This window comes from Actinoplanes sandaracinus (assembly GCF_030009775.1).
GTDB classification, from domain to species: Bacteria; Actinomycetota; Actinomycetes; order Mycobacteriales; family Micromonosporaceae; genus Actinoplanes; species Actinoplanes sandaracinus.
Genome location: NZ_JASCTH010000004.1, coordinates 270,719 through 283,751, shown reverse-complemented (window position 1 = coordinate 283,751; position 13,033 = coordinate 270,719). Strand labels below are relative to the sequence as shown.

The following is a 13,033-nucleotide window of genomic DNA, read 5'->3' as shown; positions in this document are numbered from 1 at the left end:
CACCACTGCGCACACACGCCACCCGATGGACCCGGAACCGGTGCCGTCGACGAAGGCGCGGGCCGTTTTCGCGCTCGGTCTGGTGGGGCTGCTCACCGGCCCGCTCGTGGGAGGCGTGATTCCGGCCACTCTGGCGCTCCTTCTGGCCCGTCAGGCGGCCCGTCAGGCCTATGCGGCCGGCGGGTACCTGACCGGGTCGGCCTGGATCAGACGAGGCCGCAGGCTGGCCTGGGGCGGGCTGGTGCTGGCCCTCACCGCGCTGGTGGTGGTGCTGATCGCCGGATTGCTGCACCTGGCCGTGGCGCCGGGCGGGCAGGACTTCGCGCCAGGGACCAACTGAGCCCGCGCCGGGCGGGGTGCGGCACGGCTCGTACGGGTGACATGCTTTCTGCCATGACGCAACCACTGCGCCCGCCGTATCCGGCGCCGAACGGCCCGCCGCCGCCGGTGCCGTACGGATCGCCCTATGGTTTCGTTCCGCCCCCGCCGATGCCCCGGCCGCCGGTCTCCGCCGGCTGGGAGCCGGAGCGGGTCGACCAGGTGACCGGGACCGACTTCGGCCTGGTGCATCTGCGGGTGGCGCCGATCACGTCGGGCGCGGCCATCGGTTCGCTGGTCGCCGGTATCGCCGCGGTCCTGGTGTCGTTCGCCGCACTCTGCTTCGGGCTCACCGGCGCGGAGGAGGGCTGGGGCGGCTGGGTCGCCGGTGCGTTTACCCTGCTCAGCATCCTGGCGTGCACGGGCGCGGTGGTCACTGCGCTGGTGGCCCGCCGGCAGATCGCCCGGGAGCCGCGGCCTGGCCAGGTCCGATTCACCGGTCGTGGGCTCACGGTCGGCGGCATCGCGTGTGGTCTCAGCGGCGCCGCGCTGGCGGTGCTGGCCCTGGGATTGGGGCTGGTGTTGCAGCTGACATGACCGCTGCGAAGCCTCGGCGAGGGGCCCGGAAAGCGGAGATCTGGCACCGCGAGGATGGCGCGCAGGAGTACCCGGTACACTGGTATACGGAGATGTCCATCGTGGGAGCCTGGGTTCATTTTGACCTGGGTGCGCAGGGTGGGTAGTCTTTCCCCTCGTGCCCGGGCTCGCCCGGGCAACTCGTGCGTGCGCCCGAATCGGAATGTGCGACGGGTCTCAGCAGCACGATGGGCGCAAAGTCTCACGCCGGGTTCTGCCCGGCGGGTGACCGAGCCCTGACACAGACAAAGCCGGAGCGCGTGAACCTTCACGCGTGATGGGACCGTGAGCCGGACGACACGCCCGACCGCGGGTGTCGGACGCTCCCTTCGGGAGTGGCCGCCACACAGAGGCAGACATACACGGTGCGGCCGTATTACAGGAAGCGGCCGAAGGGAGCGGAGAAACCCGGTGCCCACGATCCAGCAGCTGGTCCGCAAGGGCCGCCAGGCGAAGACGAGCAAGACGAAGACGCCGGCGCTGAAGGGAAGTCCTCAGCGGCGCGGCGTGTGCACGCGCGTGTACACCACCACCCCCAAGAAGCCGAACTCTGCGCTGCGCAAGGTCGCTCGTGTGAAGCTCAGCAGCCAGATCGAGGTGACGGCGTACATCCCGGGCGTCGGCCACAACCTGCAGGAGCACTCGATCGTGCTCGTGCGTGGCGGTCGTGTTAAGGACCTTCCGGGCGTCCGCTACAAGATCGTTCGCGGTTCGCTGGACACCCAGGGTGTCCGCAACCGCAAGCAGGCCCGCAGCCGTTACGGCGCGAAGAAGGAGAAGAGCTGATATGCCGCGTAAGGGACCCGCTCCGCGCCACCCTGTGGTCGCTGACCCGGTGTACAACTCCCCGCTGGTGACTCAGCTGGTCAACAAGATCCTCGTCGCCGGCAAGCGCCAGCTCGCCGAGCGCATCGTGTACGGAGCCCTGGAAGGTGCCCGCGAGAAGAGCGGCACCGACCCGGTGGTCATCCTCAAGCGCGCGATGGACAACGTGAAGCCGACCCTCGAGGTCCGCAGCCGCCGCGTCGGTGGCGCGACCTACCAGGTGCCGGTCGAGGTTCGTACCCCGCGTCAGACCACCCTCGGTCTGCGCTGGCTGGTCCAGTACTCCAAGGCCCGCCGCGAGAAGACCATGATCGAGCGCCTCCAGAACGAGCTGCTCGACGCCAGCAACGGTCTCGGCGCCGCGGTCAAGCGTCGCGAGGACACTCACAAGATGGCGGAGTCCAACAAGGCCTTCGCGCACTACCGCTGGTAAGACCCTGCTGCGGGCCCGGCTCCGGCCGGGCCACGGCAGTCGTACCGGTCCACGAGACGACGACGAAGAAAAGTAGGGATGGAAGTGGCCGCCGCAGACGCGCTCGCCAAGGTACGCAACATCGGCATCATGGCGCACATCGACGCTGGTAAGACCACGACGACCGAGCGGATCCTGTTCTACACCGGCATCACGTACAAGATCGGTGAGGTCCACGAGGGCGCCGCCGTCATGGACTGGATGGAGCAGGAGCAGGAACGCGGTATCACCATCACCTCCGCCGCCACGAAGTGCGAGTGGAAGGGCTACACGATTCAGATCATCGACACGCCCGGCCACGTCGACTTCACGGTCGAGGTCGAGCGGTCGCTGCGGGTGCTCGACGGTGCGGTCGCGGTGTACGACGGTGTGGCCGGTGTCGAGCCCCAGACCGAGAACGTGTGGCGCCAGGCGGACAAGTACGACGTCCCCCGGATGTGCTTCGTCAACAAGCTCGACCGGACCGGTGCCGACTTCTTCCGCTGCGTCCAGATGATGATCGACCGGCTCAACGCCACTCCGCTGGTCCTCCAGATCCCGATCGGGCTCGAGGGTGACCACATCGGTGTCGTCGACCTGATCGACATGAAGGCGCTCACCTGGCGTGGGGAGACCCAGAAGGGTGAGGACTACGCGATCGAGGAGATCCCGGCCGACCTGGTCGACTCCGCGAACGAGTGGCGCGAGAAGCTGATCGAGACCCTGGCCGACGTCGATGACGCGGTCATGGAGAAGTACCTCGAGGGCGAAGAGGTCTCGGTCGACGAGATCAGGGCCGCCATCCGGCGCGCCACGATCGCCAGCAAGGCCAACCCGGTCCTGTGTGGCTCGGCGTTCAAGAACAAGGGCGTTCAGCCCATGCTCGACGCCGTCGTCGACTACCTGCCGTCGCCGCTGGACATCCCGGCGATCGAGGGCACGGCCACCGACGGCGAGACGGCGATGCTGCGCAAGCCCTCGAACGACGAGCCGTTCTCCGGTCTGGCCTTCAAGATCCAGACGGACAAGCACCTCGGCAAGCTGACCTACGTCCGGGTCTACTCCGGCACGCTCGACTCCGGTTCCCAGGTGGTCAACTCCACCAAGGACCGTAAAGAGCGGATCGGCAAGATCTACCAGATGCACGCGAACAAGCGTGAGGAGCGCGCCACCGCGCAGGCCGGCGACATCATCGCCGTCCAGGGTCTCAAGCAGACCACCACCGGTGACACGCTCAGCGACCCGGCGAACCCGGTCATCCTGGAGTCGATGACCTTCCCTGAGCCGGTCATCCAGGTCGCCATCGAGCCGAAGACCAAGTCGGACCAGGAGAAGCTGGGCACCGCGATCCAGCGCCTGGCCGAAGAGGACCCGACCTTCCGCGTCTTCAACGACGAGGAGACCGGTCAGACGATCATCGCCGGCATGGGCGAGCTCCACCTGGACATCCTGGTGGACCGCATGCGCCGCGAGTTCAACGTCGAGGCCAACATCGGTAAGCCGCAGGTGGCGTACCGCGAGACGATCCGCGGCACCGTGGAGAAGCTCACGTACGTCCACAAGAAGCAGACCGGTGGTTCGGGCCAGTACGCGAAGGTCGTCGTCACCGTCGGCCCGCTGGAGCTCGGCGCGGACGGGCCCACGTACGAGTTCGTCAACGCGGTGACCGGTGGTCGCATCCCCAAGGAGTTCATCCCCTCGGTGGACGCGGGCGCGCAGGACTCCCTGCAGTACGGCGTCCTCGCCGGTTACCCGCTGGTCGGCGTCAAGTTCACGCTTGTCGACGGTCAGTACCACGAGGTCGACTCGTCTGAGATGGCGTTCAAGATCGCCGGCTCGATGGCGATGAAGGAGGCGGCCCGCAAGGCCGACCCCGCTCTCCTCGAGCCGATGATGGCCGTCGAGGTCACCACCCCTGAGGACAACATGGGTGACGTCATCGGCGACCTCAACTCCCGTCGTGGCATGATCCAGTCGATGGAGGAGCGTCACGGCGCTCGCGTCATCAAGGCTCTGGTGCCGCTCTCGGAGATGTTCGGCTACGTCGGCGACCTGCGGTCGAAGACCGCCGGCCGGGCTAGCTACAGCATGCAGTTCGACTCCTACGCCGAGGTTCCCGCGAGCGTCGCGAAGGAGATCATCGCTAAGGCCACCGGCGCCTGACGCGTTGAGGCACGTGCGGTCCGTCGAGGGCCGCACGTGCACGAGCAGTCGACAGAGTCCTGAGCGCCTTATCGGCGTGCCGGGCGAAAAGTAATGACACAGTCCACAGGAGGACACCAGTGGCGAAGGCGAAGTTCGAGCGGACTAAGCCGCACGTCAACATCGGCACCATTGGTCACATCGACCACGGTAAGACGACGCTGACTGCGGCCATCACGAAGGTCCTGCACGACGAGTTCCCGGACCTGAACCCGTACACCCCGTTCGACGAGATCGACAAGGCGCCTGAAGAGAAGGCCCGTGGTATCACGATCTCGATCGCGCACGTCGAGTACCAGACCGCGTCGCGTCACTACGCGCACGTGGACTGCCCCGGCCACGCTGACTACATCAAGAACATGATCACCGGTGCCGCGCAGATGGACGGCGCGATCCTGGTCGTGGCCGCCACCGACGGCCCGATGCCGCAGACCAAGGAGCACGTGCTCCTGGCCCGCCAGGTCGGCGTTCCGTACATCGTCGTCGCCCTGAACAAGAGCGACATGGTCGAGGACGAGGAGCTCCTGGAGCTCGTCGAGCTCGAGGTCCGCGAGCTGCTCAGCACCTACGAGTTCCCGGGCGACGACCTTCCGGTCGTGCGCGTCTCGGCGCTCAAGGCGCTCGAGGGCGACCCGGAGTGGACCGGCAAGCTCATGGAGCTGATGAACGCGGTCGACACCGCGATCCCGCAGCCCGAGCGTGAGACCGAGAAGCCGTTCCTCATGCCGATCGAGGACGTCTTCACGATCACCGGCCGTGGCACCGTGGTGACCGGTCGCGCCGAGCGTGGCATCCTCAAGCCGAACGAGGAGGTCGAGATCGTCGGTATCCGCGAGAAGTCGACCAAGACCGTCTGCACCGGCATCGAGATGTTCCGCAAGCTGCTCGACGAGGCCCGCGCGGGTGAGAACGTCGGTCTGCTGCTCCGCGGCATCAAGCGCGAGGACGTCGAGCGCGGCATGGTCGTGGTCAAGCCCGGCACGAGCACCCCGCACACGGAGTTCGAGGGCCAGGTCTACATCCTCTCGAAGGAAGAGGGCGGCCGGCACACCCCGTTCTTCCAGAACTACCGCCCGCAGTTCTACTTCCGCACCACGGACGTCACCGGCGTCGTCACGCTGCCCGAGGGCACCGAGATGGTCATGCCGGGCGACTCCACCTCGATGTCGGTCAAGCTGATCCAGCCGATCGCCATGGAGCAGGGCCTGAAGTTCGCGATCCGTGAGGGTGGCCGCACCGTCGGCGCCGGAACGGTCACGAAGATCAACGTCTGATCTGAGAACTGTTCGCGGCGGTGGCTTAGCGTCACGTGACGTCGCGAACAACCCTCAGAGGTGACCCCGATTAGCATTGCCGGATTCAATCCGGCATACTAGTCAGGTTGCGTCCGCGCGGGGTGGGTGGCTGTCTCGTATAGCTACCCACCCTCGCCGGGTGTCCGGGTGTGTTTTGACTTGCCGCCCGGCCCCCAGATCTCCGCGATCGGCGTCTACCCCAGCAGTCAGGGGGCAGGGGCCGACAGCAGAATGCCCAGCATTCTGTGAAGAGGCGCGACACGCCCGACCGCGGGGGTCGGACAACGCAGGATCAACGGTCCTGCGGGCATGCGGAGGCACCGCCTCCGCACGTAGCGGCATCGAGAGAAGGAAACAGAAGCCACCATGGCGGGACAGAAGATCCGCATCCGGCTCAAGGCCTATGACCACGAGGTCGTCGACTCCTCGGCGCGGAAGATCGTCGAGACGGTGACGCGTACCGGGGCGCAGGTCGCGGGCCCGGTGCCGCTGCCCACGGAGATCAACCGTTTCTGCGTGATCCGTTCGCCGCACAAGTACAAGGACTCGCGCGAGCACTTCGAGATGCGCACGCACAAGCGTCTGATCGACATCATCGACCCGACCCCGAAGACGGTCGACTCGCTCATGCGCCTCGACCTGCCGGCTGGCGTCGACATCGAGATCAAGCTGTAGGGACCGGACAATGGACAGGCAAGTTAAGGGGATCCTGGGCGCCAAGCTCGGCATGACCCAGGTCTGGGACAACAACAAGGTTGTCCCGGTGACCGTGGTGCAGGCCGGCCCGTGCGTCGTGACCCAGGTCCGCACCGATGAGAAGGACGGCTACTCCGCGGTCCAGCTGGCTTACGGCGCGATCGACCCGCGGAAGGTCAACAAGCCGGAGAGCGGCCAGTTCGCCAAGGCCGGCGTTTCGCCGCGGCGGCACATCGTGGAGCTGCGCACCACCGACGCCGGCGAGTACGAGCTCGGCCAGGAGGTCACCGTCGAGGCGTTCGCGGCCGGCCAGCCGATCGACGTCACCGGTAAGACCAAGGGCAAGGGCTACGCCGGTGTCATGAAGCGGCACGGCTTCCACGGTCTGCGTGCGAGCCACGGTGTCGAGCGCAAGCACCGCTCGCCGGGTTCGATCGGCGCGTGCGCCACGCCCGGCCGCGTCTTCAAGGGCGTCAAGATGGCCGGTCGCATGGGTGGCAAGCGCTTCACCGTGCAGAACCTGACCATCCAGGCGGTCGACGCTGAGAGCAACATCATCCTGGTGCGGGGCGCGGTGCCCGGTCCCAAGGGCGCGCTGATCCTGGTCCGTACCGCGGCGAAGAAGAAGGGCGGTGCCAAGTGAGCTCGGTTGACGTGATCAACATCGAGGGCGCCAAGGCCGGCTCTGTCGACCTGCCCGCCAGCGTCTTCGACGTGCAGGCGAACATCCCGCTGATGCACCAGGTCGTCGTGGCGCAGCTGGCCGCGGCCCGTCAGGGCACGCACAAGGCCAAGAACCGCGGCGAGGTCGCCGGCGGCGGCAAGAAGCCGTACAAGCAGAAGGGCACCGGCCGGGCTCGTCAGGGCTCGATCCGCGCGCCGCAGTTCACCGGTGGTGGCGTCGTGCACGGCCCCGTGCCGCGCGACTACAGCCAGCGGACTCCCAAGAAGATGAAGGCCGCCGCTCTGCGTGGCGCCCTCTCGGACCGGGCGCGTGACGGTCGCGTGCACGTGGTCGAGTCGTTCGTCAGCGGCGAGAAGCCGTCGACGAAGGCCGCGATCGCGACGCTGCGCAAGGTCGCCCAGACCACCAAGGTCCTGGTCGTTCTGGACAGCCAGGACGAGCTGAACTGGGTTTCGCTGCGCAACGAGCCGACCGTGCACCTCATCGAGTCCGGTCAGCTCAACACCTACGACGTGCTGGTGGCCGACGAGGTCGTCTTCACCAAGGTCGCGCTCGACGAGTTCCTGGGCGGGTCCGAGAAGTCCGAGGAGGGCGACAAGTGAGCACGATCGCCGACCCGCGCGACATCATCGTCGCCCCGGTGGTCTCCGAGAAGAGCTACAGCGTTCTCGACCAGAACTGGTACACGTTCCTCGTCGACCCGGACGCGAACAAGACCCAGATCAAGATCGCGATCCAGCAGATCTTCAACGTCCGCGTGCTGACGGTCAACACCGCGAACCGCGAGGGCAAGCGCAAGCGCACCAAGACCGGTTGGGGTCAGCGCAAGGCGACCAAGCGCGCGATGGTGAAGCTGGCTGACGGTGACCGTATCGAGGCCTTCGGCGGCCCGGTCAGCTAAGGGGTTTGTGAATCATGGCAATCCGTAAGTACAAGCCGACCACGCCGGGCCGTCGTGGCTCCAGCGTCGCCGACTTCGCCGAGATCACCCGGTCGACTCCGGAGAAGTCTCTGCTGGTTCCGCTGCCCAAGAAGGGTGGCCGCAACGTCCACGGCCGGATCACCACCCGGCACCAGGGCGGTGGCCACAAGCGGCAGTACCGGCTGATCGACTTCAAGCGGAACGACAAGGACGGCGTGCCGGCCAAGGTCGCTCACATCGAGTACGACCCCAACCGCACCTCCCGCATCGCTCTGCTGCACTACGCCGACGGTGAGAAGCGCTACATCCTCGCGCCGAAGGACCTGAAGCAGGGCGACCGCGTCGAGTCGGGCGTGGGCTCGGACATCAAGCCGGGGAACAACCTTCCCCTGCGTAACATCCCGGTCGGTACGACGGTCCACGGTGTGGAGCTTCGTCCCGGCGGTGGAGCCAAGCTGGCCCGTTCGGCCGGTGTCGGTATCCAGCTGCTCGGCCGTGAGGGCGCCTACGCCACGCTGCGTATGCCCTCCGGTGAGATCCGGCGTGTCGACATCCGCTGCCGCGCGACGGTCGGCGAGATCGGCAACGCCGAGCAGTCGAACATCAACTGGGGTAAGGCCGGCCGCATGCGCTGGAAGGGCAAGCGCCCGACCGTCCGTGGTGTCGCCATGAACCCCGTCGACCACCCGCACGGTGGTGGTGAGGGTAAGACCTCCGGTGGTCGCCACCCGGTCAACCCGGCTGGAAAGCCGGAGGGCCGTACCCGCCGCAAGGGCCAGGAGAGCGACAAGCTGATCGTTCGCCGCCGCTACGCCACCCGCAAGCGCGGGTAACGGGAGTTAAAAGATGCCTCGCAGCCTGAAGAAGGGCCCGTTCGTCGACGACCACCTCCTCAAGAAGGTGGAAGTCCAGAACGAGAAGAACTCGAAGAACGTCATCAAGACCTGGTCGCGGCGCTCGACGATCATTCCCGACATGCTCGGGCACACGATCGCGGTGCACGACGGTCGCAAGCACGTCCCGGTGTTCGTCACCGAGGCCATGGTCGGTCACAAGCTCGGCGAGTTCGCTCTGACCCGCACGTTCAAGGGTCACGAGAAGGACGACCGCAAGAGCCGTCGTCGCTAGTCAGTCCACGGATAAGAAGGGGGTTACAGCGATGCCAGTAAAGAATGACGCTCCGGCGCTTCCGGGCTCTCGCGCAGTTGCGAAGCACGTCCGCATCTCGCCGAGCAAGGCTCGCCGTGTGGTCAACCTCGTCCGCGGTCTGCCCGCGAAGGAGGCTCTGATCCGCCTGCAGTTCGCGCCGCAGTCGGCGAGCGAGCAGGTCTACAAGGTGCTTGCCAGCGCGATCGCGAACGCTGAGAACAACGAGCGGCTCGACCCCGACGCACTCCTCGTCAGTGAGGCGTTCGTCGACGAGGGCCCCACGCTCAAGCGTTTCCGTCCGCGTGCGCAGGGCCGGGCTTACCGGATCCGCAAGCGCACCTGTCACATCACCATCGCGGTCGAGGCGGTCCAGACGGCCCGCCCGGCGAAGAAGGCTTCCGGCAGCAAGAAGGCTGCGCCGAAGGCCGAGTCCCAGAGCGCTGGGGCTGCCAACCAGGAGGGTGCCGAGTAATGGGCCAGAAGGTTCACCCCACCGGGTTCCGTCTCGGCATTTCCACCGACTGGCGGAGCCGCTGGTTCGCGGACAAGCTCTACAAGGACTACATCGGCGAGGACGTCAAGATCCGCCGCATGATGTCCAAGGGCCTCGAGCGCGCCGGCATCTCCAAGGTCGACATTGAGCGGACCCGTGACCGGGTGCGCGTCGACATCCACACCGCCCGGCCGGGCATCGTCATCGGCCGTAAGGGTGCGGAGGCCGACCGGATCCGTGGCGAGCTCGAGAAGCTGACCGGCAAGCAGGTCCAGCTGAACATCCTCGAGGTGAAGAGCCCCGAGTCGGACGCTCAGCTGGTTGCCCAGGGCGTCGCCGAGCAGCTGTCCTCCCGGGTCAGCTTCCGTCGCGCGATGCGTAAGGCCATGCAGTCGGCCATGAAGAACCCGATCTGCAAGGGCATCCGGGTTCAGGTCTCCGGCCGCCTCGGCGGCGCGGAGATGAGCCGCACGGAGTTCTACCGTGAGGGTCGCGTTCCGCTGCACACGCTGCGGGCGAACATCGAGTACGGCTTCTTCGAGGCCCGTACCACGTTCGGCCGGATCGGCGTGAAGGTCTGGATCTACAAGGGCGACGCCGTACCGGGTCGCGAGGCCGTGGCTGAGGCGCCCGCGCGTCCGCGCCGTGACCGCGCCGACCGTCCCGAGCGTCCGCGTCGTGGCCGTTCCGGTTCGTCCGGCACGACCGCGGGCGGCACCGAGGCCGGCCGTGCGGCCGCTCAGGCTCGTGGCGGCGACGCCCCGGCCGGCGAGAACGTGAACGACGCCGCGGTCGCCGCGGCTCCGGCTCCGGCCGAGACGCAGCAGGAGGGCTGACACATGCTGATGCCGCGTAAGCCCCCAAAGGGCTTCCGTAAGCCGCATCACCCGGACCGCAGTGGCGCGTCCAAGGGCGGTAACCGGGTCGTCTTCGGCGAGTTCGGTATCCAGGCTCTCGAGCCCGCGTACGTGACGAACCGGCAGATCGAGTCGGCGCGTATCGCGATGACCCGCCACATCAAGCGTGGTGGCAAGGTCTGGATCTCGATCTTCCCGGACCAGGCTCTGACCAAGAAGCCGGCCGAAACCCGCATGGGTTCTGGTAAGGGTTCTCCCGAGTGGTGGGTGGCGAACGTCAAGCCGGGACGCATTCTCTTCGAGATGTCGTTCCCGAACGAGACGGTCGCGCGTGAGGCGATGCGCCGCGCGATCCACAAGCTCCCGATGAAGTGCCGCATCGTGACACGCGAAGTGGGTGAAAGCTGATGGCAGCGGGCGTTAAGGCAGCCGAGCTCCGCGAACTCTCCGAGGAGGAGCTGGTCGTGAAGCTGCGGGAGGCCAAGGCGGAGCTGTTCAACCTTCGCGTGCAGCGTGCGACCGGCCAGCTCGACAATCACCGTCGGCTGCAGGTTGTGCGCAAGGACATCGCGAAGATCTATACGATCATGCGTGAGCGGGAGCTTGGTCTCTCGGTCGCGCCGGATGAGGTGACGGCATGAGTGAGAACACCACCACCGCTCCGCGCGCTCAGCGCAAGGTGCGTGAGGGACTCGTGGTCAGCGACAAGATGGACAAGACCGTTGTCGTCGAGGTCGAGGACCGGGTCAAGCACGCCCTGTACGGCAAGGTCATCCGCCGTACGCGGAAGCTGAAGGTGCACGACGAGCAGAACGCGGCCGGAACCGGTGACCGGGTTTCGATCATGGAGACTCGTCCGCTCTCCGCCACCAAGCGGTGGCGCATCGTGGAGATCCTCGAAAAGGCCAAGTGAGTGCGCTGGGCCGGCTCCGGCCGGCCCAGCGGACCATCGTTCCGCCAAGCTTCGGGTCTGTGACCCGGAGAACTGGCAGACATAGGAGACAGACGTGATCCAGCAGGAGTCGCGACTGCGCGTCGCCGACAACACGGGTGCCAGGGAGATCCTGTGCATCCGGGTACTCGGCGGTTCCGGTCGCCGTTACGCGAGCATCGGTGACGTCATCGTGGCCACGGTCAAGGACGCCATCCCGGGTGCCGGTGTGAAGAAGGGTGACGTCGTCAAGGCTGTCGTCGTCCGCACCGCCAAGGAGAAGCGCCGTCCCGACGGCTCGTACATCCGCTTCGACGAGAACGCCGCCGTCATCATCAAGGACGGCGGAGATCCCCGCGGTACCCGCATCTTCGGCCCGGTCGGGCGCGAGCTGCGTGACAAGCGGTTCATGAAGATCATCAGCCTGGCGCCGGAGGTGCTCTGACCGTGAAGATCAAGAAGGGCGACACGGTCGTCGTCATCGCCGGTAAGGACAAGGGCGCCAAGGGTAAGGTCATCGCGGCCTACCCGACGCGGGACAAGGTCCTGGTCGAGGGCGTCAACCGAGTCAAGAAGCACGAGCGCATCCGCACGAACCAGCGCGGTTCGAAGACCGGTGGCATCGTCACCCAGGAAGCCGCGATCCACATCTCGAACGTGCAGGTTGTGGACGACCAGGGCAAGCCGACCCGTATCGGCTACCGGATCGACGACAACGGAACCAAGGTCCGGATCGCGCGTACGACCGGTAAGGAACTCTGATGACTGCCGCCACCGAGACCAAGACGCTGCCGCGCCTCAAGCAGAAGTACCGCTCCGAGGTCGTGCCGGCCATCCAGGAGCAGTTCAAGTACGGCAACCCCATGCAGACGCCCGGCCTGGTCAAGGTCGTCGTGAACATGGGTGTCGGCGAGGCTGCCCGGGACGCCAAGCTGATCGACGGCGCGGTCCGCGATCTGACCACGATCACCGGTCAGAAGCCGCTGGTCCGCCGGGCGACCAAGTCCATCGCGCAGTTCAAGCTGCGTGAGGGCATGCCGATCGGTGCGAAGGTCACCCTCCGTGGCGACCGGATGTGGGAGTTCCTGGACCGGCTGCTCTCGATCTCGCTGCCGCGTATCCGTGACTTCCGCGGTCTTGACGGCAAGAAGCTGGACGGGCACGGCAACTACACCTTCGGTCTGACCGAGCAGTCGGTGTTCCACGAGATCGATCAGGACAAGATCGATCGGCCGCGGGGCATGGACATCACGGTGGTCACCACCGCCTCGACCGACGACGAGGGCCGGGCGCTGCTCAAGCTCCTCGGCTTCCCGTTCAAGGAGAACTGAGCATGGCTAAGAAGGCGCTGATCATCAAGGCGGCCGCGAAGCCGAAGTTCGCCGTGCGTGCGTACACCCGCTGCCAGAAGTGCGGTCGCCCGCACTCGGTCTACCGCAAGTTCGGCCTGTGCCGCGTTTGCGTGCGGGACATGGCCCACCGTGGTGAGCTCCCCGGCGTGTCCAAGGCCTCCTGGTAACTTTCCGCCCCGGCCCGCCCTCGACGGCGGGCCACCAGGCGGACCCGAATGTAA

21 protein-coding genes are annotated in these 13,033 nt (G+C 66.7%); all 21 read left to right on the top strand.

From position 1 onward, the window contains the following. Positions 1 to 25: 25 nt before the first annotated feature. Complete coding sequence (locus tag QLQ12_RS08130; protein WP_282758500.1) at positions 26 to 340, top strand: hypothetical protein; 315 nt, start codon at positions 26 to 28, stop codon at positions 338 to 340. A gap of 53 nt (positions 341 to 393) precedes the next feature. After that, positions 394 to 915 carry a hypothetical protein gene (locus tag QLQ12_RS08125; RefSeq protein WP_282758294.1) on the top strand — a complete coding sequence of 174 codons (522 nt, stop codon included), beginning with the start codon at positions 394 to 396 and terminating at the stop codon, positions 913 to 915. 450 nt (positions 916 to 1,365) lie between these two features. Then, a complete protein-coding gene (rpsL, locus tag QLQ12_RS08120) occupies positions 1,366 to 1,740 on the top strand; it encodes a 30S ribosomal protein S12 (RefSeq protein WP_014440718.1) in 375 nt (124 codons plus the stop codon). Between the two features lies 1 nt (position 1,741). Then, on the top strand, positions 1,742 to 2,212 hold the full coding sequence (rpsG, locus tag QLQ12_RS08115; protein ID WP_045745030.1) for a 30S ribosomal protein S7: 471 nt from the start codon (positions 1,742 to 1,744) through the stop codon (positions 2,210 to 2,212). A gap of 84 nt (positions 2,213 to 2,296) precedes the next feature. Beyond that, on the top strand, positions 2,297 to 4,393 hold the full coding sequence (gene fusA / locus QLQ12_RS08110; protein WP_328518267.1) for an elongation factor G: 2,097 nt from the start codon (positions 2,297 to 2,299) through the stop codon (positions 4,391 to 4,393). A gap of 119 nt (positions 4,394 to 4,512) precedes the next feature. Beyond that, positions 4,513 to 5,706 carry an elongation factor Tu gene (gene tuf / locus QLQ12_RS08105; RefSeq protein WP_282758285.1) on the top strand — a complete coding sequence of 398 codons (1,194 nt, stop codon included), beginning with the start codon at positions 4,513 to 4,515 and terminating at the stop codon, positions 5,704 to 5,706. Positions 5,707 to 6,093: 387 nt separating this feature from the next. Then, positions 6,094 to 6,402 carry a 30S ribosomal protein S10 gene (rpsJ, locus tag QLQ12_RS08100; protein WP_007073037.1) on the top strand — a complete coding sequence of 103 codons (309 nt, stop codon included), beginning with the start codon at positions 6,094 to 6,096 and terminating at the stop codon, positions 6,400 to 6,402. 10 nt (positions 6,403 to 6,412) lie between these two features. After that, entirely contained in the window at positions 6,413 to 7,066 is a 654-nt protein-coding gene (gene rplC / locus QLQ12_RS08095; protein WP_282758278.1) for a 50S ribosomal protein L3, read from the top strand. Then, positions 7,063 to 7,710 carry a 50S ribosomal protein L4 gene (gene rplD / locus QLQ12_RS08090; protein WP_282758277.1) on the top strand — a complete coding sequence of 216 codons (648 nt, stop codon included), beginning with the start codon at positions 7,063 to 7,065 and terminating at the stop codon, positions 7,708 to 7,710. Before rplC ends, rplD begins: the two co-directional genes overlap by 4 nt. Further along, positions 7,707 to 8,009, top strand: coding sequence for a 50S ribosomal protein L23 (gene rplW / locus QLQ12_RS08085; protein WP_282758276.1), 303 nt, complete (start codon positions 7,707 to 7,709; stop codon positions 8,007 to 8,009). The genes rplD and rplW overlap by 4 nt, the downstream gene beginning before the upstream one ends. A gap of 14 nt (positions 8,010 to 8,023) precedes the next feature. Beyond that, positions 8,024 to 8,863, top strand: coding sequence for a 50S ribosomal protein L2 (gene rplB, locus QLQ12_RS08080; protein ID WP_282758275.1), 840 nt, complete (start codon positions 8,024 to 8,026; stop codon positions 8,861 to 8,863). Positions 8,864 to 8,876: 13 nt separating this feature from the next. Further along, the gene (gene rpsS / locus QLQ12_RS08075; protein WP_014687760.1) at positions 8,877 to 9,158 is read left to right on the top strand and encodes a 30S ribosomal protein S19; all 282 of its coding nucleotides are present in this window, start codon (positions 8,877 to 8,879) and stop codon (positions 9,156 to 9,158) included. Positions 9,159 to 9,189: 31 nt separating this feature from the next. Next, a complete protein-coding gene (gene rplV / locus QLQ12_RS08070; RefSeq protein WP_282758274.1) occupies positions 9,190 to 9,651 on the top strand; it encodes a 50S ribosomal protein L22 in 462 nt (153 codons plus the stop codon). Then, positions 9,651 to 10,508 carry a 30S ribosomal protein S3 gene (rpsC, locus tag QLQ12_RS08065; RefSeq protein WP_282758273.1) on the top strand — a complete coding sequence of 286 codons (858 nt, stop codon included), beginning with the start codon at positions 9,651 to 9,653 and terminating at the stop codon, positions 10,506 to 10,508. The genes rplV and rpsC overlap by 1 nt, the downstream gene beginning before the upstream one ends. A gap of 3 nt (positions 10,509 to 10,511) precedes the next feature. Beyond that, on the top strand, positions 10,512 to 10,937 hold the full coding sequence (rplP, locus tag QLQ12_RS08060) for a 50S ribosomal protein L16 (protein ID WP_014440729.1): 426 nt from the start codon (positions 10,512 to 10,514) through the stop codon (positions 10,935 to 10,937). Continuing rightward, positions 10,937 to 11,170 carry a 50S ribosomal protein L29 gene (gene rpmC / locus QLQ12_RS08055; protein ID WP_282758272.1) on the top strand — a complete coding sequence of 78 codons (234 nt, stop codon included), beginning with the start codon at positions 10,937 to 10,939 and terminating at the stop codon, positions 11,168 to 11,170. The genes rplP and rpmC overlap by 1 nt, the downstream gene beginning before the upstream one ends. Next, the gene (gene rpsQ, locus QLQ12_RS08050; protein ID WP_282758271.1) at positions 11,167 to 11,442 is read left to right on the top strand and encodes a 30S ribosomal protein S17; all 276 of its coding nucleotides are present in this window, start codon (positions 11,167 to 11,169) and stop codon (positions 11,440 to 11,442) included. The genes rpmC and rpsQ overlap by 4 nt, the downstream gene beginning before the upstream one ends. Before the next feature lie 94 nt (positions 11,443 to 11,536). After that, on the top strand, positions 11,537 to 11,905 hold the full coding sequence (gene rplN, locus QLQ12_RS08045) for a 50S ribosomal protein L14 (protein ID WP_007073026.1): 369 nt from the start codon (positions 11,537 to 11,539) through the stop codon (positions 11,903 to 11,905). Beyond that, entirely contained in the window at positions 11,902 to 12,222 is a 321-nt protein-coding gene (rplX, locus tag QLQ12_RS08040) for a 50S ribosomal protein L24 (RefSeq protein WP_282758498.1), read from the top strand. The genes rplN and rplX overlap by 4 nt, the downstream gene beginning before the upstream one ends. Then, positions 12,222 to 12,791, top strand: coding sequence for a 50S ribosomal protein L5 (gene rplE, locus QLQ12_RS08035; protein WP_282758268.1), 570 nt, complete (start codon positions 12,222 to 12,224; stop codon positions 12,789 to 12,791). Before rplX ends, rplE begins: the two co-directional genes overlap by 1 nt. Before the next feature lie 2 nt (positions 12,792 to 12,793). Next, positions 12,794 to 12,979 (top strand): type Z 30S ribosomal protein S14, encoded by a 186-nt coding sequence (locus tag QLQ12_RS08030; protein ID WP_014440734.1) that lies wholly within the window; start codon positions 12,794 to 12,796, stop codon positions 12,977 to 12,979. Positions 12,980 to 13,033 lie beyond the last annotated feature (54 nt).